Origin of the sequence: Janthinobacterium sp. NKUCC08_JDC, from assembly GCF_019345575.1 — a bacterium.
Lineage (GTDB): Bacteria > Pseudomonadota > Gammaproteobacteria > Burkholderiales > Burkholderiaceae_D > Janthinobacterium > Janthinobacterium aestuarii.
In genome coordinates, this window is sequence record NZ_JAHKQW010000001.1 from 864,325 (window position 1) to 881,467 (window position 17,143).

Genomic DNA, 17,143 nt, shown 5'->3' on the forward strand with positions numbered 1-17,143 from the left:
CGATTAGATGACGTTGGCGAGCCAGGGTTGATTATGCAGATGCCGCTCTTCGAAGGCGCGGATATCGTCGGCGTGGCGCAGGGTCAGGCCGATATCGTCGAGGCCATTCATCAGGCAATATTTGCGGAAGGCGTCGATCTCGAACGGATACGACACGGAACCATTGCTGGTGCGCACGCATTGCTGCTCCAGATCCACCACCAGCTTGTAGCCGGGGAAAGCCTTGACTTCATTGAACAGGTGCTCGACCTGGCTTTCCGACAGCACGATGGGCAGCAAGCCGTTCTTGTAGCAGTTGTTGAAGAAGATGTCGGCAAACGATGGCGCGATGATGGCGCGGAAGCCATATTGATCCAGTGCCCAAGGCGCGTGTTCGCGCGAGGAGCCGCAGCCGAAGTTCTTGCGTGTCAGCAAGATCGAAGCGCCCTGGTAGCGTGGCTCGTTGAGCACGAACTCGGGGTTCAGCGGGCGGCGGCTGTTGTCCTGGCCCGGCTCGCCATGGTCGAGGTAGCGCCATTCGTCGAACAGGTTGGGGCCGAAACCGCTGCGGTGGATCGATTTCAGGAATTGCTTCGGAATAATCGCGTCGGTGTCGACGTTGGCGCGGTCCAGCGGGGCGACCAGGCCTTCGTAAATCGTAAATTTATCCATGCTGTTTCTACTCGGTAAGACGCGCGGCGCAGTGCGCCCGCACGTCACTGTTTATTTTCCGCCGGCGCCAGTGACAACCTGGCCGACTTTCTGCACATCGCGGCCGATGCCGGAGACGGTGTTGCAGCCAGACAGGATGACGGTGGCGATAAGGAGGGCGAAGAGTTTTTTCATGATGAGTTCTCGATAAGAAAGATGGGACTGATACCGCTAGTGTAAACCAGCGGCGCCAGTCCCTGCCGTCATCGCAATCCCCGCACGTCGACAAAGTGGCCGGCGATGCCCGCCGCCGCCGCCATCGCGGGCGACACCAGGTGGGTACGGCCGCCCTGCCCTTGCCTACCTTCGAAGTTGCGGTTCGACGTGGAAGCGCAGCGTTCGCCCGGTTCCAAACGGTCCGCATTCATGGCCAGGCACATGGAGCAGCCCGGCTCGCGCCATTCGAAACCGGCATCCTTGAAGATGCGGTCCAGTCCTTCGCGCTCGGCCAGGTCCTTGACGAGTCCGGAACCGGGCACGACCAGCGCCAGGGTGACGTTCGAGGCGCGGTACTTGCCGCGCACCACGGCGGCGGCCGCGCGCAAATCCTCGATGCGCGAATTGGTGCAGGAACCGATGAAGACCTTGTCGATGCGGATGTCTTCGATGGCCGTGTTCGGCTTGAGGTTCATGTAGACGAGCGCCTTTTCCATCGCATCGCGCTTGACGCTGTCTTTTTCCTGGTCAGGGTCAGGCACGCGGCCATCGACGCCGACCACCATTTCGGGCGACGTGCCCCAGGTCACTTGCGGCACGATCTCGGCCGCGTTGAGGGTGACGACGAGGTCGAAGCGGGCGCCCGGATCCGAATGCAGGGTGCGCCAGTAGGCGACGGCGCGCTCCCAGTGCGGACCGGCCGGCGAAAACGGACGGCCCTTGACGTAATTGATGGTGGTGTCGTCGACGCCGATGATGCCGGCGCGCGCACCCGCCTCGATGGCCATGTTGCACACCGTCATGCGTCCTTCCATCGACAGGGCGCGGATGGCCGAGCCGCCGAACTCGATACAGTAACCCGTGCCGCCGGCCGTGCCGATCTTGCCGATGATGGCCAGCACGATATCCTTGGCCGTCACGCCGGCCGGCAGCGCGCCGTCGACTTGCACCAGCATGGATTTGGATTTCTTTTGCAGCAAGGTTTGCGTGGCCAGCACGTGTTCCACTTCGGACGTGCCGATGCCGTGCGCCAGCGCGCCGAAGGCGCCATGCGTGGACGTGTGCGAATCGCCACAGACGACCGTCATGCCGGGCAGGGTCGCTCCCTGTTCGGGGCCGATCACGTGCACGATGCCCTGGCGCTTGTCGTTCATGTTGAAGTAGGTCAAGCCGTAGTGCTTGGCGTTCTTGTCCAGGGTTTCCACCTGCAGGCGCGAGACCGGATCGGCAATGCCGTCCACGCGGCTCGTGGTCGGCACGTTATGGTCGGCCACGGCCAGGTTGGCGGAAATGCGCCATGGCTGGCGGCCCGCCACGCTGAGGCCATCGAAGGCTTGCGGGCTGGTGACTTCGTGCAGCAGGTGCCGGTCGATATACAAAATTGTCGTGCCATCATCTTCGGCCCGAACAACGTGGGATTCCCAGAGTTTGTCGTAAAGCGTCTTCATCATGATTTATGCAGCGTTGCCACAGCCTGTAGTAAGTGATCTGTCGTACTGATCGAAGGGATCGGCAATGATTATGCCATATATTGTGCAATGCAGAACCAAAAGCCGCTCCAGCGTGGGATAGGCGATACAAAATTTGGCATGCTTTGCGGATATGACGAAAAAATTGCTGATACGAAAATCCGCCAAAATGCCGGCGGGGCGAATAAAAATCGAAAAAAGCCGAAAAAAAAGCCCGCTGCAGAGGTCTGCAGCGGGCTTGGTGTCAGTGCCGGTGTTTCTAGGCAGCCATGCGCACACTTCCCCTGCAACCATCCATCAGGAAAGATAGGCCCACGACTAGCACCAGCTCGCCTTCGGCCGAGCGGGCAGTACCGGTAATGCCTTCCACGGTGATGGCCGTCATCGGCTTGATCACGAGGTCGGCCGTACCATCGACGGCTTCCACGGCCAGAATGTACGGCTGTGGCGCGGCGACAACGATGCCGACGCGCTCGCTGCACGATTCGTAGCCCAGCGAGCCGGCCAGCGACCGCACGGGCAATGGACGGCCCTGGTCTTTCAGCACGGGCGCGCCGCCCACTTCCATGAAGGTTTCCGGCAATTCGACGACACGCTGCACCACCGCCATCGGCAGCGCCAGCGCGGCGCCCGAGGTCGACACGAGCATGGTCGGCACGATCGACAATTCGATCGGCAGGCGGATGGCGAACTTGGTGCCCTTGCCCAGCGATGATTCGATATGGATCGCGCCGCGGTTTTTCTCCACGGCCGTTTTCACCACGTCCATGCCCACGCCGCGCCCGGAAACGCTGGAGGCGACTTCCTTGGTCGAGAAGCCCGGCAGGAACACCAGCTGGAAGCATTCGTCGTTGCTCAGTTGCGCGTTTTCGCTGATCAAGCCCTTTTGCTGGGCCTTGCTGCGCAGGAAGACCGGGTCCATGCCCTTGCCGTCATCCTGCAGCACGATCATGACGCTGTTCGCTTCCTGCCAGGCTTTCAGCGAAATATACGATTTGGCGGGCTTGCCGGCGGCCAGGCGCGCTTCCGGCGATTCGACGCCATGGTCGAGCGAGTTGCGCAGCATGTGCACGAGCGGATCGTACAGGCTGTCCACGACGACGCGGTCGACTTCCGTCTCCGCGCCTTCGATGGTCAGCTCGACATCCTTGCCCAGGTCTTTCGCCAGTTCGCGCACCAGGCGAGGGAATTTCTGGAACAGGCGGCCGACGGGCTGCATGCGCGTGGCCAGGGTGGCCCGCTGCAGTTCCGTCGAGTAGCGCGAGGCGCGTTCCAGGGTTTCCGCCAAGGTCGCCATCAGGGTGGCGGCCTGGCCTTCGAATTTGAATTGCAGCAAGCGTTCGAGCAGCACGGCAGCCTGGTTGGCGGCCTGCACGGATTCGCCGGCCACTTCCAGCAGCGCGTCGAGCTTGACGGCGTCGACGCGGATGCTGTCTTCCTTGACCGGTGCGGCATGGCGTACTTCCGGACGCTCTTCGCGCCGTTCGGCGCCATCCCAGGCCTTGGCGGCCGGTTTGGCGGCAGCAGCGGCAGCAGCGGCAGGCGCGGCGGCCACGGCGGCAGGCGCAGCGGCGGCGGACACGGGCGCGGCTGCGACCCGGCTACCTTCGGGCACGACGGCGTTGTACATGGCTTCCCAGTCCAGGCCATCGGCGCTGGCAGTGGCAACGGCAGCGGTCGGCGCGGCCACAACAACTTCGGCAACCTCGGCAACGGGCGCGGCCACTTCCGCCACGGCGGCGGCTGGCGCAGGCGCGTCCATGCCCTTGCCTTCGATGGCGTTTGTCAGGATGTGTTCCAGCTCTTCCGGCATGGCCGGCAAGCTTTCCGGCGCGGCGCCATTGGCCAGCTCCGTCAGCTGGTCGGCGACGAAACCGGACGCTTGCAGCGCCGCCTCGATGGCGATCGGGGTCACGGGCGCGGCGCCCGTGCGCAAGGCATCGAACAGGTTTTCCGTCAGATGGCAGGCCGCCACCAGCGCGGGCAAGCCCATGAAGCCGGCGCCACCCTTGATGGTGTGGAAGGAACGAAACACGGCATTCAGTGTTTCCTTGTTGTCAGGATCGCGCTCGAGGCGCAACAAGTGCTCTTCAACATTAACCGCAAGATCCATCGCCTCAACGACGAAATCCTTGAGCATATCGTCCATTAGAATCCCAAATCCGCAAGAAGGTCGTCTACATTATCCTGGTCCAGCGCCACCGACGGCACGGACGGGCCCTGCATCAGCGGCACCGGCTTTTGCGCCAGTTTCTCGCGCACTTCGGCCGGCGCGTTGTCGCGCAGCAGCTGGGCCAGTTCGTTTTCCACCGTCTTGGTGATGTTGACCACTTTTTTGATCAGCTGGCCCGTGATGTCCTGGAAGTCCTGCGCCATCATGATTTCCAGCAAGCGCGCTTTTTCCGCTTCCGTTGCTTCGGAAACGGCTTGCGCGAACTGGCGCGAATCGCCGGCCAGGGCCTTGAATTCTTCCAGGCTCAGCTTGCCATCGAACAGGGCCGTCCAGCGGCTGTCCATGTCCTTGGCCTTCTTCGACAGCACATCTTGCGCCGGCATGCCTTCGTCGAGCGTGTTCAGAACCTTGTTGGCTGCCTGTTCGGTCAGGGTGGCGACGTATTCCAGGCGGTCCTGGGCGTCGACGATCTGCGACGACGCTTCCGTCAACGCCTTGTCGTAGCCCAGTTCGCGCAGCGAATCGTGCAGCAGGCGCACGATGCCGCCCAGGCGCTCGAACATCGGCTTGTCGGACTGGTCGACGGGATCGGCCGCGTCGCCAGGCGCATCGGCGCTGGCCACGGGCGCCGCTTCCGGCGCGGCTGGCGTTTCTGCCACGGCGGCGCTGGCCGACACGGAGTCGAACAGCGCGTCGAAATCGTCATCCGCAATCACGGCGGGAGCGGGCGCGGCGGCAGGTGCGGGCTGAGCCGCGGCCGCACTTTGCGCAGATACTTCATCGAATAATGCGTCGAAATCATCAGCGGCGTTGGTCATATCCCTGCTTCTCCATAATTTGTCAAAATTCCGCCTGAACTGTGCGTTTTACAGACTGATACCCACAATTTCTCGATTAAGATGATTTGAGGCAATACCGCTGCGATGGTGCGAGTGTAGCAGGGCGCCGCCCTGTTGGTAAATCTCAAAACGCGCTTCCTGGTGCAAAGCTGGTCCACAAGAGCTTTTCCACCAGGAAATAAGTGTTCCTGCTGTTGTATTTTGAAATACTACCATTGGCGTGGGTGCAAGACCACGCGCAGTACAACAAATCCTGCTTCCGGGCGCCCGCGCAACAGCGCAGTATGGACATCGTTGCAGCTAAAACACGATCTTTCTGCCAATGTTGTCTATACTGAAGGTGCAGTTGTGTTGATAATTATCAAGTCTTTACATGAATACAATGCTGCCGCCGCGTCTACAATAAGAGGCGTTGCGTGCGCTCAGTCACCGTCAAAGGATCTGCCATGTATAAGAAAATTCTGATCGCCACGGACGGCTCCACCGTCTCCAACTTGACGGCCTGTGCCGGCGTTGCCTTTGCCGAACAGATGCACGCCGACATCCTTGCCGTGTACGTGGCGCCCGAATACCAGTACCCGGTATACATCGAGATCATTCCGCCAAGCTACCCCAGCGAGGAGGAGTACCGCATCGCCATGCGCAAGGCGGGCACCGACCACTGGCAGCCCATCCTCGACGCGGCCGCCAAGCGGGGCCTGGAAGCGACGGGCTTGACGGCCTTTTCCGACAGCCCCGCCCTGAAAATCGTGGAAGTGGCGCAATTGCAGCATTGCGACCTGATTTTCATGGGCTCGCATGGCCGCAGCGGCTGGGGGCAATTGCTGCTGGGCAGCGTGACCAACAAGGTGCTGTCGCACTCAAAACTGCCGGTACTCGTGCATAGGCTGATCAAGGAACCACCGTCGGAATAAGGGGTCACATGACCACGGAGACCGCCGTTGCCGGCACATTAAGAAAAAGGCAAATTTTCGGCCGCGTCAGTTAAAATGGCAACGTTTCTCGTTTCTCAACATTTGATTGTCCGGTGACGGACAGAGCAGATTTCACGCATCCAGATTGCCCGCCTATGATACGTATTGTGATTGCCGACGACCACACCATCATGCGAGAAGGATTGAAGCGCATCCTTGACGGCGCGCCGGACATCGATATCGTGGGTGAAGCCATCGACGGCTTTGAAGTACTCAACCACGTACGCCAGGGCGGCTTCGACCTACTGCTGCTCGACCTGTCGATGCCGGGCCGCAGCGGCGTCGACCTGATCCGGCAAATCCGCAGCGAGGCGCCGAAGCTGGCCATCCTGATCCTCACCATGCACGAGGAAGAACAATATGCGGTGCGCGCCATCCGCGCCGGCGCGCAAGGCTATCTGACCAAGGAAAGCGCGGGCACCCAGCTCGTAGGCGCCATCCACAAGGTGGCGTCGGGACGTCCGTATATCAGCGCCGAGGTGGCGGAGCAGCTCGTGCTCAACATCATGATGCCGAATGAAAGCTTGCTGCACAAACAGTTGTCGGACCGCGAGTTCGAAGTCTTTTCCCTGCTGGTGGCGGGCAAGTCGATCACGGAAATCGCCAACAATCTGCACCTGAGCGTCAAGACGGTGAGTACGCACAAGACGCGCATCATGCAAAAGATGGGCATGAGTTCGCTGTCGGAAATGGTCCAGTACGCCGTGGCGCACCGCCTCTTATCCCCCTTCAAGACTTGAGCACGGCGGCGCGCGCCCGCGCGTCGACCGTAGGAACAATCCTACCTCACCTACCACAGCTCCTACTGCCATATTCAGCCACTGCTGATATTAATTGGATACGGTTGTTGGCATACTGAAACCAGTAATCAAGTTGCTGGGAAGTTATTTCATCACACAGCAAGTCGTCAGCGAATTGAGCTTTACCTGCCTGGACGCGCGCCGCCCCTTCCCTGCCCGCCGTCCTGCGCACCCTGTTATTCAACTCTGAACTACCTGTCACCAGGAGATGAACATGCTGTCCACGCAAACGCCCGAAACCCGCGCCGCCTCCCCATCGCTGGCCCCCTCCTCTCCGATGGAAGCAGGGCGCCAGCGCCAGGGGCGGCTCTGGTCGAACCTGAAGGAGGTGTGCGACCTGCTGCATATCTCCAGCGCCTGCACCATCGCCGCCGACGAACTGCTGTTCCAGCACGTGCAATTCAAGACGGGCCAGCGCGTGCACACCATCGGCCAGCCGTTCGACACCCTGTACATCGTCAATTCGGGCTTCCTGAAAACCGTGCTCATCGATGAATTCGGCAATGAACAGGTTCTGAGCTTTCCCATGAAGGGCGACATGCTGGGCGTCGACGGCATCCACTCGCGCCATTACTCCTCGGAAGCGGTGGCCCTGTCCGACTGCGACCTGATCCTGCTGCCGTTCAAGAAGCTGACGGCGCTGGGACGTGTTCACCTGGAACTGGAAAACGTCATGTACGGCGTGATGAGCCGCGAACTGGTGCGCGAACAGGCGATGATCGGCATGCTGGGCGCCTTGAGCGCCGAGGCCCGCGTGGCGCGCTTCCTCGTTTCGCTGGCCGACCGCTTCGCGCAGATGGGTTACTCGAGCAAGCTGTTCAACCTGCGCATGACGCGCCATGAAATCGGCAGCTACCTGGGCCTGACCCTGGAAACGGTGAGCCGCACCTTATCCGCCTTCAATGAAATCGGCCTGATCTCGGTTGACCAGCGCACCATCGGCATCAAGGATCCGGACGCCCTGAAAACCCTGCGCCGCCTGCCGCCCTCGCGCTCGCGCGCCAAGCAGCTGGCCGCCGCCAAGCTCAAGGCCGATACCACTGCGGCCGCCACTGCCTCGGCGCAATTGCTGGCCACGATTTAACGCCATCCCGCTTTCTTCCAGCTTGGCACAGGCTTGACCCGGCCAAGGCGCGCACCGCCTTGCCGGGTCTTTTTTGCCGCCACCGCCCCTCCACGCCGCGCCAGCGGCCGCCTTTGAACGACCTCGTCGGCCAAGGCGTCGCGCCGCCATAAAAAAGCGCCGGTTCCGCACAAATAAGCCTTGCTTTTCGGGCCACATTCAACAATAATGCAAATACGAATCATTCTCAAATGAGATAAAGAAAGCCCAACATGCAAAGCTCAAAACCAGCCTTGATCCAGGATGCCGCTACTGCCCACGTCCGTCCTCCCGTCAGCATGGCCCAGCCGGCGCGCCGCATCACCAGCGAAGCGCTGCTGCAGCAGGGCCGCGAAGTGGAGATTGAGCACAGCGGCAAGATCTATCGCCTGCGCGTCACCCAATTGAACAAGCTGATCCTGACTGCCTGAAGCAGCACGGCAGCCAGTCACCACGCTCGCCAGCCAGTCGCGCCCCGTGCGCGCAGCCAGCCAAACCACCGCACAGGAGTGTTTGATGGCGCACGACCGACCTTCCCCGATGTTTTCTTCCCCGCAAAGCCAACAGCCTGAATTGCTGCTGTCGGCCGTGCTGCACCTGATGTCGCACTACCATGCGGGCAGTCCCTGCGAGAAACTGGCCGGTGTCATCGAACGCCATCTGCAAGCGCTGGCCGGCTCGCCCGGCCTGAGTCCCGTGCTGCAAGCAACTTGCCAGCAACTGTCGCAGCAATGGGCCGCCCTGGTGGCGCTGCACCAGCCCGTGCCGCCGAAGGCCACCTTGCTGGATCGCCTGGCACGCATGCTGAGCGCCAGGCGCCCCGCTTCGCCCCTGCCGCAATAGTTCTCTTCAACATCTCCACCGCCCAACAGGATACCGCCATGTGTGACAAAGACCAGTCCCTGCCCGTCATCAGCAATTGCGCCCACGCCGACACGGAAACGGCCGCGCTCGCTTCGCGCCGCCGCCGGCTGTGGGAACTGTCGCACACCTGCCATTGTCCGCTGGTCGGCGTGGGTTTGCCATTGGGCTACCTGCGCAAACTGGTGGGCAAGATGACGGGCGGACGCGTGCTGGCCGACGACTACGAAGTGCACGTGGGCGCCGTGACGGAATGCGGCGCGCGCAACCGCCTGTCCGAAGCGCTGCAAAAGGAACTCGAACGCCGCTACGCTCCCGTGATCCTGCGCTTTCGCGGCGCCAAGACGACGGAGCAGGTAGCGCAACTGTGGCGCACGGCCGTCGCCAACGGCGACGTGTCGGGCGCTTTCTGGGCCGGCTTGACGCACCCGCGCTGCGATGCCGAGCTGGAAGAGCAGATGTGCCGCGACCTGCACATGATCCAGCACCAGGCCGGCGCCTGCGTGCGCGCCGACATGGGAAAATTTACGGCCTTGCAGGAAGAAAATGTGCGCCTGACACAGGAACTATCCAAGCTGCAACAACGCAGCCAGGCCGCCCTGATGGAAAAGACGGGCGAGCTGGAACGCCAGGAAGCCGTGCTGCTGCGCACGCGTGCCGAGGCCATCGGCAAGGATAGCGTGATCGACGGCTTGCGCGCGGAACTGGCGCAGTTGCAGGCCGCCATCCCCGCGCTGGAATCGCGCACGCGCCTGGTCGAACGCCTGGCGCAAATGGATGAGCGCGAAAAGGAATTGCGCCAGCAAATCGCGGAATTGAAACAGGCCCAGCCGCGCCCGGCCGCTGTCGCGCCGCCACCGGCGCCGAAGCTGGAAGTGCCGACCGGCGGCAAGCTCAAAATGCCGATCCGCCTCGTCGACCAAAGCGTCTTGTGCGTGGGCGGACGCAGCGGCAATGTCGCCACCTACCGCGCCCTGATCGAGCGGGTGGGCGCGCAGTTCGCCCACCACGACGGGGGCCTGGAAGACAATGCCAACCTGCTCGACTCGAGCCTGGCGGCGGCCGACCTGGTGATTTGCCAGACGGGCTGCATCAGCCACAGCGCCTACTGGCGCGTGAAGGATTATTGCAAGCGCACGGGAAAACGTTGCGTCTTCATCGACAACCCCAGCATCTCCAGCCTGGCGCGCGGCTTGCAGGAAGTGAGCGGCGGAATGGACACGGCGCCGCTGGCCGATATCCAGCCGTAAGCAGTCCCCTCCGTATTAATACACGTCGCGCCGGTAGCGCCCTTCAGCTGCCAGCGCATCGAGCGCGGGCCGGCCCAGGATCTCTTGCAGCGCCTGGTCGACGCCGCCCGCCATGCCGGCCAGGCTGCCGCAAATATAGATGGCCGCGCCCTGCTCCAGCCACAGCTTGACTTCATCGGCATTGCCGCGCAGGCGGTCCTGCACGTAGGTCCGCTCCGCCTGGTCGCGCGAAAACGCCAGGTCCAGACGCGGCAAGTCGCCGCTGGCGTGCCAGCCTTCGATCTCTTCGCGATAATGAAAATCGTGGGCCACATTGCGTTCGCCAAAGATCAGCCAGTTGCGCCGCTGCCCTGCCAGCACGCGGCTTTTCAAATGTCCGCGCAAGCCGGCGATGCCGCTGCCGTTGCCGATCAAAATCAGTGGCCGCTGGGCATTGTCTTCCAGGCGGAAACGCCGGTGCTGGCGCAAGCGCAGCTGCACCACATCGCCGACCTTGGCCTGCGCCGTGATCCAGCCCGAGGCCAGGCCCAGGCTGCCATCGGGATGCGCATGCTGGCGCACCAGCAAGTGCACGCCGCCATCGCGCGGGATCGAGGCGATCGAATATTCGCGCGGCTGCGATGGATCGGCGGGCGCCGTCACCTGCACCAGGTCGCCCGATTGCCACTCCGGCAAGCTGCCGGCCACGGGCGCCAGTTCCACATGATAGATGGCGCCGCCGGCGCTGCCGGGGTTGAGGTGGCGCCGCTGCGTCAGCCGCCAGTCGCCAAACGCGGGCGCGCTCCAGTCCGGCGCGTCGCTGGTGCCGGCCAGGTGGCTCAGGTGCTGGAACCATTGCTCGATGGCGGCGCTGGCGCTGCGGTCGACTTCGATGCGTTCGAACAGACGCGACGCGCCCTGCGCCGCCAGCCAGGCATCGAGCGCGCGGCCGAAACCGCAGAACTGGCCATAGCTGCGGTCGCCCAGGGCCAGCACGGCATAGTGCAATTGCGGCAGCGCAATCTCACCCGTCATCAATCGGCCCATGAAGGCGGCCGCATTGTCGGGCGCGTCGCCTTCGCCATACGTGCTGACCAGGAACAAGGCCCGTTCCGCCTGCTGCAGATCAGCTGCCGTGACTTCGGCCAGCGCGCACAGGCGTACGGGGATGCCGGCCAGCTGCAGGCTCTGCGCCGTTTGCGTGGCCAGTTCCTCGGCATTGCCCGTCTGGCTCGCATACGCCACCAGCCAGGGCCGGCTATCGGCCAGCGCCGCCTTGGCCGCGTCGGACGTGCGGCGCTTGGCGCGCGCGCGCAGCCAGGGCGCCAGGCACACGCCCGCATAACTGAGGGACAGGGCGGCCAGCAAGGCCAGCCGCGTCGTATCGTGCGTAAAAATCATGGATTAATCGTTCATTCGTCGAGCATGGCCAGCATGTGGCTGCTCAGCGTTTCATGGTAGCCGTGACCGTCGCGCTGCACAAAGCGCACGGCCAGGCCCTGCTCTTCGGCCAGCGCCATGCCGGCCTCGACACCCAGCACGGTCAGGGCCGTCGACCAGGCGTCGGCCGCCATGCATTGCTCATGCACGACGGTGACGGAAGCGAGTTGATTGGCGATCGGCATGCCGTTGCGCGGATCGATGGTGTGCGAGAAACGCACCGTGCCGTCCTTGAAGAAACGCCGGTAATCGCCCGACGTCGCCACGGACAAGCCGTGCAGCGCCAGCAGCATTTCCGCCGGATGCTGCGCATGATCGGCACTATCGGCGGCGCCATCGACCTGTTCCAGCATGACCCACCACGGCTGGCCGTCGGGCTTGCTGCCGGCGCCGCGCAGCTCGCCACCGACTTCGACCAGGTAATGGTGGATGCCCTGGCTGTCCAGGTAGCGTCCCAGGCGGTCCACGCCATAGCCCTTGGCGATGGCGGACAAATCGAGCTGCAAGCCGCCCGGCTGGCGCGCGCGGCGCGCCGGCAAGTCCAGCTCCAGGCGGCGGCGCTGGCCTTGCGCCAGCAGCAGGGCCACGCTATCGTCTTTTGGCGGCAAAAAGCCCGGTTCGTCGTAGCGATGGCGGGGACCGAAGCCCCACAGATTGACGAGGGCGCCCGCGCACGGGTCGTACGCGCCGCCCGATGCTTGCGACACGTGCATGGCAAAGCCCAGCACCTCGCAAAACGCGGCGGGCAGGCTGTGCCAGCTGCCTGGCTCGGCCCGGTTGAAGCGGCCCAGGTCGGACTCGTCGCTCCAGTGGCTCATTTGCGCCACCACCAGGTCCAGCTGCTGCTGCAAGCCCTGCTGCAAGTCGGCGCTGCCCGCGCGTCCCGGCATGGCGGACTCGAGCAGGCGCACAGACCAGCTGGTGCCCATGGACAAGCCGCGCAAGTCCCGGATCGCGGCGCCGGGCGGCGCGGCCTGATCGGAAATATGCTGCGGCAGCAGGACCCGGCGCATCGGCGCTCTCGTGACGATGCCGCCGCTTACTGCGGCAGCACTTCCACGGTGGCCGCGTACGTCATGCGGCGCTCGGGCATCACCGGCGGTTGGCCGGCCACGGCCGGTGCGGCCGCTGGCCAGGTGCTGCTCAGGTAATACATGCCGGCTGCTGGCACCGTAAACGTGATCTCGCCCTTGGCATCGGTGCTCTGGCGAATTTCACCGAGCACGCCACGGTAGCGCACGCCGCCTGGCACGAGGCTGAAGGCCTGGTTCGCCGCCGGCTTGCCATCGACGAGGAAGCGCCACGTGGCTTTCTCGCCCGCACGCAAGTCGTTCGGGTGCGTCACGGGCACGAATTCCAGGCCCACGCCGGTCGGCTTGAACACTTCCGTGCTGGTTTCGCCATTGCTGAAGAAAGTTTCCAGGCGCGCTGCCGTGCGCGTGATTTTCAGCTCTTGCGCGTCGGCCGGCACGTCCTTCTTGAACGTCTCTTCATTGCCGCGGAAACGCTTCTGCTCGCCATTGAGCTTGTAGCTGCCCATCACATTTTGCGACACGATGGCCGCCTTGTACGTGCCCGGCTTTTCCATTTTCACGTCGAAGACGCTGCGCAAACGGCCCGTGACCGTGTTCGCCGGCGTGACTTTCGCGCCATCCGGACCGGTCACTTGCAGCGCATCCAGGCGCAGCGGCTGGTGGTCGATCTCGAACAGGCCGTCGGAAACGGCCGCATCCACCGTCACCCAGGCGTCCTTGCTTTCCACCATCGTGCTCGATGGCACCATCCAGCCGCGGTGGGCGTGGGCGTTCATGGCCAGGCCGGCCAGGGCCACAGCGATCAGGGTTTTGTTGAATTGCTTGAACATGATGTGCGCCTTATGGTTTGAGTTGGACGACGACATTGCCGAGTTCTTCCTTGCCCTTGGCAGGCACGGACTGGGCCGATTTCAACGGCCACTGGAACGGCACGCGCACCAGTTCGCGTCCGCCCGCTTCGCGCGCCGCTTCCACGACGACCTGGTATTCGCCGGCCGGCAGCTTGTCGAGCAAGGCTTTGGCGCCGGGGAACGTCAAGGTATGTTCGCCGGGGGCGCGCGTGGCGCCGCTGACGCCGTCAACGGGCATGGCCAGGTCGCGGCCGCTCTTGCGCCACCATTGACGCATGTCCTTCAGCCATTTTTCGCCGGCCTTGTCCTTCTTTTTCACGTCATACAGCACAGCCAGATTGCCAACGACCTTCTGGTCCGCCGTTTCCAGCCACGCCGCCACGTAGGGACGGTGGTATTCCGCCACGTTCAGTTGCGGCAGTTCAATCTTGAGGGCCAGGTCGGCAGCCATCGCCGACGTACCGATCAGGGGAAGGCCAAGCGCCAGGGAGTAGCGTAATTTCATGGTGTGCCTGTAAAAAGGAAAAAACATCAGTGGATAAACAGCAAGGCGATCGCGCAAGGTATCAAGATACCGAGGCCCACCATCGGCCAGGTAAATGGCCGGTTGGCCGCGTGGAACTTCAAAATCAACAAACCCGTCAGGCAAAACACGATGCAGGCGCCGGCAAAAATGTCGATGAACCAGCTCCAGGCCACGCCCGTGTTGCGGCCCTTGTGGACATCATTGAGCCAGGACACCCAGCCCCGGTCCGTCAATTCATATTCGGCGGCCCCGTCTTCGAGGCCGATGCGCACCCAGGCGTCGCCGCCCGCCTTGGGCAGCGGCAGATACACTTCGTCGACCGACCATTCGGCGGGACGCCCGCCCGCATTGAGCGACCATTGCTGCTGGAGCCAGGCTTCGGCGGCGGCCGGCATCGGTGCGTTGGCACCATCGTGCTTGACGGCATAGGCGGCCAGTTCCGTGACGAGGGGCGCCGGCAGCTCCGCCTTCTGGCGCGTGATCGCCGGCTTCGCTTCGATCTGGCCGGCGTGGTTCAGGGTGATGCCGGTAATGGCGAACAAAAACATGCCCAGCAGGCAAAGCGCCGAGCTGATCCAGTGCCATTGATGCAAGTTCTTCAGCCAGACGGCGCGGCTGGCGTTGTTCCTGGCCTTGTCTGCGGCGCCCGCATTACCCATCAATCGCTCCCGGCAAGGAGCGGGCCAGGTGGCGCGACAAGTCAGTGTGCTTCATTCCCATCCTTCAATCAAAGTGCATGCTTATATTTTCAAACAAATGATAATGATTATCATTTATTAAGTCAATACATGGGGCGCTCCGCCGGGCCAGCGTTTTGTAACAGCTTTGAAACAAAGCTGGCCTGCTACGTAAGCTGCCGTACAGAGCCGCGTGCCATGCCCGTCTATGCTGTTGTTCAGGACAATCAAACAGGAGCAAGCACATGCAACAGTATTCCAGTGAACAACTGGCCAGCATCGCGGCCAAGATCAAGGACGTCAAATTCGGCATGCTGACCACCAGCGACGACATGCGCACGCTCACCAGCCGGCCGCTGACCCAGCAGCAGGTCGACAGCGAAGGGCAAATCTGGTTTTTTGTCTCGGACGATGCCGCCTACACGCGCGACTTGCTGAACAATCCGCAAGTCAACGTCAGCTTTGTCGACACGGGCGACAGCCTGTATGTGTCCGTCTGCGGCCACGCGCTGTTGCTGAAAGACCGCGCCAAGGCGGAGGAATTGTGGAACCCGCTGGTGAAAGCCTGGTTTCCTGGCGGACTCGACGATCCCAAGCTGTCGCTGATCAAGGTGACGATACAGTCGGCCGAATACTGGGATAGCAGCGCCAGCAAGATGATGCAATTCTATGAAATGGCCAAGGCCGCTATCACGGGCGAGCCGCCGAAGGATATGGGCGAACACGGCCGGGTCGATCTGTAGCAGGTTTACCCTATTTTACCCGGGTGTTATTGACTTTCAATTTAACCCGGGTAAAATTGCCTCATTCCCCCATGGAGGCAAACATGCATACCCCCGCAACACCCGAGCTCACCGCCTTCGCCGGCAAACGCAAAGTGGCCGCCGGCCCCTTGCACGCCGTGGCGCAAACACTGAAGGAACTGGTGACGCGCGAACCCGATGCGCAGATCCTGATCTTCGACGACGCCAGCGGCAGCCAGGTCGACCTGAACCTGCATGGCAGCCTGGCCGATGTGCTGCAGCGCCTGCCGCGTGCAGCCACGCCGGCGCCGCAGGAAGACATTCCCGCGCGCACGGCAGGCCGGCCGAAGCTGGGCGTGGTGGCGCGCGAAATCACCCTGCTGCCCCGTCACTGGGAATGGCTGGCAACGCAGCCGGGTGGTGCTTCCGTGGCCTTGCGCAAACTGGTGGAACACGCGCAGCGCGGCAACAAGGCGCACGATGAACAGCGCCAGGCACGCGAAGCGGCCTATAAAGTCATGAATGCGCTGGCCGGCGACGCGCCCGGCTTCGAGGAAGCGAGCCGCGCCCTGTTCGCCGGCAAGCAGCCGGCGTTCCTCGCATGCGTGCAGGACTGGCCAGCCGACGTGCGCGAACACGTCTTGCGGCTGGCCCAGCGGGGATGGTCCGAAGATTAAGCGACGGTGGAAAGATCAGACGCCCGTGCTGCCCGTGGTATCGGGCGCATCGTCGGCGCTCTGCCGGCTCTGCCCGGCGGAACCGGCCTGGTGATGGGGCAAGCGGTCGGCGCGCCGCACTTCGCCGATGGAAAACAGATCGTCGCCGATATCGAGGCCTTGCTCGCTATCGACCAGCACAAAGTTTTCGCCCGACTCGGCCGTACTTTGCTTGCTGCCTGCCATGGACGGCGCACCGCCCTGGCTATTGCCGGGCTGCGGCGTAGTGGAGTTGCCCATCATCTTCTCCCTGATCGTGAGTACGTGAGTGCGGATTGACTGCGTTCACTGCGTTGACTGCGCGTGGGCCGTGGCCGGCGCAGCTATTTCATCATAGTCCATGCCTGCTGCAATGCATCAAAATTTTCGCTAGCCAGCGGCAGCCAAACAAGCGCGGCCCTGGCCAGCGGCGTGCCTGCCTCCCGCCGCCCAGGGCCCATTGCTACTTGCAACGTGCTACTGCTTGCCAGTCACTACTTGTTGCGCGACCCCGAGCTGGAGCCCGAACCGCCGCTTTGCTTGTTGCCACTGTCGCGGCCGCCATCCTGGTTCATGCTGGCATTGTCGCGCGAACCGCTGGAGCTGGAGGCGCTTTGCCGGTTGGCATCGTTCTTGTGGCTTTGGCTGCCTGCGCGGCGGGCCTCTTCGGACGTGAATTCATGGGCCGTGCCCTTTTCATGCGCGGCACGTCCGCCTTCACTGGCGATTTCACGCTGCTGGGCGGGGTCCATGGAAGCGAAACCCCGTTTGCTGGTATCGCTTTGCTTGTTGCCGCCGCTGCTACTGCTGCTACTGGTTTTACTACCTTGCTGTTTATTGTCGCTCGATGTGGCCATGATGATCTCCTTGATCGATGGAATCAG

Annotated in this window: 20 protein-coding genes; 8 read left to right on the top strand and 12 right to left on the bottom strand. The window is 62.9% G+C overall.

The window, feature by feature from the left end:
• Positions 1–3 precede the first annotated feature (3 nt).
• The 5 genes from leuD to KO538_RS03995 all read right to left on the bottom strand — a co-directional run bounded on the left by leuD (position 4) and on the right by KO538_RS03995 (position 5,306).
• On the bottom strand, positions 4–651 hold the full coding sequence (gene leuD, locus KO538_RS03975) for a 3-isopropylmalate dehydratase small subunit (RefSeq protein ID WP_058049067.1): 648 nt from the start codon (positions 649–651) through the stop codon (positions 4–6).
• 51 nt (positions 652–702) lie between these two features.
• Entirely contained in the window at positions 703–825 is a 123-nt protein-coding gene (locus KO538_RS03980; protein WP_010400408.1) for a lipoprotein, read from the bottom strand.
• A 68-nt stretch (positions 826–893) separates the two neighbouring features.
• On the bottom strand, positions 894–2,297 hold the full coding sequence (gene leuC / locus KO538_RS03985; RefSeq protein ID WP_072452451.1) for a 3-isopropylmalate dehydratase large subunit: 1,404 nt from the start codon (positions 2,295–2,297) through the stop codon (positions 894–896).
• Between the two features lie 277 nt (positions 2,298–2,574).
• A complete protein-coding gene (locus tag KO538_RS03990) occupies positions 2,575–4,464 on the bottom strand; it encodes a chemotaxis protein CheA (RefSeq protein ID WP_219327509.1) in 1,890 nt (629 codons plus the stop codon).
• A complete protein-coding gene (locus KO538_RS03995; protein WP_219327510.1) occupies positions 4,464–5,306 on the bottom strand; it encodes a protein phosphatase CheZ in 843 nt (280 codons plus the stop codon). The genes KO538_RS03990 and KO538_RS03995 overlap by 1 nt, the downstream gene beginning before the upstream one ends.
• 467 nt (positions 5,307–5,773) lie before the next feature.
• Here KO538_RS03995 and KO538_RS04000 point away from each other — a divergent pair, with 467 nt between their 5' ends.
• The 6 genes from KO538_RS04000 to KO538_RS04025 all read left to right on the top strand — a co-directional run bounded on the left by KO538_RS04000 (position 5,774) and on the right by KO538_RS04025 (position 10,314).
• The gene (locus tag KO538_RS04000) at positions 5,774–6,241 is read left to right on the top strand and encodes a universal stress protein (protein WP_219327511.1); all 468 of its coding nucleotides are present in this window, start codon (positions 5,774–5,776) and stop codon (positions 6,239–6,241) included.
• Positions 6,242–6,396: 155 nt separating this feature from the next.
• Positions 6,397–7,041: a response regulator transcription factor gene (locus tag KO538_RS04005; protein ID WP_034750556.1), complete on the top strand. Its 645-nt coding sequence runs from the start codon at positions 6,397–6,399 to the stop codon at positions 7,039–7,041.
• A 337-nt stretch (positions 7,042–7,378) separates the two neighbouring features.
• Positions 7,379–8,185, top strand: a complete 807-nt coding sequence (locus KO538_RS04010) for a Crp/Fnr family transcriptional regulator (protein ID WP_034750901.1) — start codon at positions 7,379–7,381, stop codon at positions 8,183–8,185.
• A 251-nt stretch (positions 8,186–8,436) separates the two neighbouring features.
• Complete coding sequence (hemP, locus tag KO538_RS04015) at positions 8,437–8,634, top strand: hemin uptake protein HemP (protein WP_034750559.1); 198 nt, start codon at positions 8,437–8,439, stop codon at positions 8,632–8,634.
• An 85-nt stretch (positions 8,635–8,719) separates the two neighbouring features.
• Positions 8,720–9,046 (top strand): hypothetical protein, encoded by a 327-nt coding sequence (locus KO538_RS04020; RefSeq protein ID WP_219327512.1) that lies wholly within the window; start codon positions 8,720–8,722, stop codon positions 9,044–9,046.
• Between the two features lie 38 nt (positions 9,047–9,084).
• On the top strand, positions 9,085–10,314 hold the full coding sequence (locus tag KO538_RS04025; RefSeq protein ID WP_219327513.1) for a DUF2325 domain-containing protein: 1,230 nt from the start codon (positions 9,085–9,087) through the stop codon (positions 10,312–10,314).
• A gap of 15 nt (positions 10,315–10,329) precedes the next feature.
• On the opposite strand, the gene KO538_RS04030 is transcribed toward KO538_RS04025, so the two are convergent.
• From KO538_RS04030 to KO538_RS04050, 5 genes are read right to left on the bottom strand one after another with little or no spacing between them, the layout of a single operon-like run.
• Positions 10,330–11,694 carry a sulfite reductase subunit alpha gene (locus KO538_RS04030; protein WP_219327514.1) on the bottom strand — a complete coding sequence of 455 codons (1,365 nt, stop codon included), beginning with the start codon at positions 11,692–11,694 and terminating at the stop codon, positions 10,330–10,332.
• Positions 11,695–11,705: 11 nt separating this feature from the next.
• The gene (locus KO538_RS04035) at positions 11,706–12,746 is read right to left on the bottom strand and encodes an FAD:protein FMN transferase (protein WP_219327515.1); all 1,041 of its coding nucleotides are present in this window, start codon (positions 12,744–12,746) and stop codon (positions 11,706–11,708) included.
• 26 nt (positions 12,747–12,772) lie between these two features.
• Positions 12,773–13,597, bottom strand: a complete 825-nt coding sequence (locus KO538_RS04040) for a DUF4198 domain-containing protein (RefSeq protein ID WP_219327516.1) — start codon at positions 13,595–13,597, stop codon at positions 12,773–12,775.
• Between the two features lie 10 nt (positions 13,598–13,607).
• Complete coding sequence (locus tag KO538_RS04045) at positions 13,608–14,123, bottom strand: DUF2271 domain-containing protein (RefSeq protein ID WP_034750905.1); 516 nt, start codon at positions 14,121–14,123, stop codon at positions 13,608–13,610.
• Positions 14,124–14,149: 26 nt separating this feature from the next.
• Complete coding sequence (locus KO538_RS04050; protein WP_219327517.1) at positions 14,150–14,803, bottom strand: PepSY-associated TM helix domain-containing protein; 654 nt, start codon at positions 14,801–14,803, stop codon at positions 14,150–14,152.
• Between the two features lie 263 nt (positions 14,804–15,066).
• Between KO538_RS04050 and KO538_RS04055 the strand changes: the two genes are divergently transcribed.
• Both KO538_RS04055 and KO538_RS04060 read left to right on the top strand, forming a co-directional pair.
• A complete protein-coding gene (locus KO538_RS04055; RefSeq protein ID WP_219327518.1) occupies positions 15,067–15,564 on the top strand; it encodes a pyridoxamine 5'-phosphate oxidase family protein in 498 nt (165 codons plus the stop codon).
• An 83-nt stretch (positions 15,565–15,647) separates the two neighbouring features.
• Positions 15,648–16,241: a DUF2239 family protein gene (locus tag KO538_RS04060; RefSeq protein WP_219327519.1), complete on the top strand. Its 594-nt coding sequence runs from the start codon at positions 15,648–15,650 to the stop codon at positions 16,239–16,241.
• A gap of 15 nt (positions 16,242–16,256) precedes the next feature.
• On the opposite strand, the gene KO538_RS04065 is transcribed toward KO538_RS04060, so the two are convergent.
• Positions 16,257–16,523 carry a hypothetical protein gene (locus KO538_RS04065; RefSeq protein WP_072452433.1) on the bottom strand — a complete coding sequence of 89 codons (267 nt, stop codon included), beginning with the start codon at positions 16,521–16,523 and terminating at the stop codon, positions 16,257–16,259.
• 230 nt (positions 16,524–16,753) lie between these two features.
• Complete coding sequence (locus KO538_RS04070; protein ID WP_046686239.1) at positions 16,754–17,116, bottom strand: KGG domain-containing protein; 363 nt, start codon at positions 17,114–17,116, stop codon at positions 16,754–16,756.
• Positions 17,117–17,143 lie beyond the last annotated feature (27 nt).

Bases quoted from the DNA above. Each gene is read 5' to 3' on its own strand.
- KO538_RS04055 (WP_219327518.1), top strand. From the start codon at position 15,067: ATGCAACAGTATTCCAGTGAACAACTGGCCAGCATCGCGGCCAAGATC.
- KO538_RS04010 (WP_034750901.1), top strand. From the start codon at position 7,379: ATGGAAGCAGGGCGCCAGCGCCAGGGGCGGCTCTGGTCGAACCTGAAG.
- KO538_RS04035 (WP_219327515.1), bottom strand. From the start codon at position 12,746: ATGCGCCGGGTCCTGCTGCCGCAGCATATTTCCGATCAGGCCGCGCCG.
- KO538_RS03980 (WP_010400408.1), bottom strand. From the start codon at position 825: ATGAAAAAACTCTTCGCCCTCCTTATCGCCACCGTCATCCTGTCTGGC.
- KO538_RS04045 (WP_034750905.1), bottom strand. From the start codon at position 14,123: ATGAAATTACGCTACTCCCTGGCGCTTGGCCTTCCCCTGATCGGTACG.
- KO538_RS04020 (WP_219327512.1), top strand. From the start codon at position 8,720: ATGGCGCACGACCGACCTTCCCCGATGTTTTCTTCCCCGCAAAGCCAA.
- KO538_RS04030 (WP_219327514.1), bottom strand. From the start codon at position 11,694: ATGATTTTTACGCACGATACGACGCGGCTGGCCTTGCTGGCCGCCCTG.
- KO538_RS04070 (WP_046686239.1), bottom strand. From the start codon at position 17,116: ATGGCCACATCGAGCGACAATAAACAGCAAGGTAGTAAAACCAGTAGC.
- KO538_RS04050 (WP_219327517.1), bottom strand. From the start codon at position 14,803: ATGGGTAATGCGGGCGCCGCAGACAAGGCCAGGAACAACGCCAGCCGC.
- leuC (WP_072452451.1), bottom strand. From the start codon at position 2,297: ATGATGAAGACGCTTTACGACAAACTCTGGGAATCCCACGTTGTTCGG.
- KO538_RS04000 (WP_219327511.1), top strand. From the start codon at position 5,774: ATGTATAAGAAAATTCTGATCGCCACGGACGGCTCCACCGTCTCCAAC.
- leuD (WP_058049067.1), bottom strand. From the start codon at position 651: ATGGATAAATTTACGATTTACGAAGGCCTGGTCGCCCCGCTGGACCGC.
- KO538_RS04025 (WP_219327513.1), top strand. From the start codon at position 9,085: ATGTGTGACAAAGACCAGTCCCTGCCCGTCATCAGCAATTGCGCCCAC.
- KO538_RS04060 (WP_219327519.1), top strand. From the start codon at position 15,648: ATGCATACCCCCGCAACACCCGAGCTCACCGCCTTCGCCGGCAAACGC.
- hemP (WP_034750559.1), top strand. From the start codon at position 8,437: ATGCAAAGCTCAAAACCAGCCTTGATCCAGGATGCCGCTACTGCCCAC.
- KO538_RS04040 (WP_219327516.1), bottom strand. From the start codon at position 13,597: ATGTTCAAGCAATTCAACAAAACCCTGATCGCTGTGGCCCTGGCCGGC.
- KO538_RS03990 (WP_219327509.1), bottom strand. From the start codon at position 4,464: ATGGACGATATGCTCAAGGATTTCGTCGTTGAGGCGATGGATCTTGCG.
- KO538_RS03995 (WP_219327510.1), bottom strand. From the start codon at position 5,306: ATGACCAACGCCGCTGATGATTTCGACGCATTATTCGATGAAGTATCT.
- KO538_RS04005 (WP_034750556.1), top strand. From the start codon at position 6,397: ATGATACGTATTGTGATTGCCGACGACCACACCATCATGCGAGAAGGA.
- KO538_RS04065 (WP_072452433.1), bottom strand. From the start codon at position 16,523: ATGATGGGCAACTCCACTACGCCGCAGCCCGGCAATAGCCAGGGCGGT.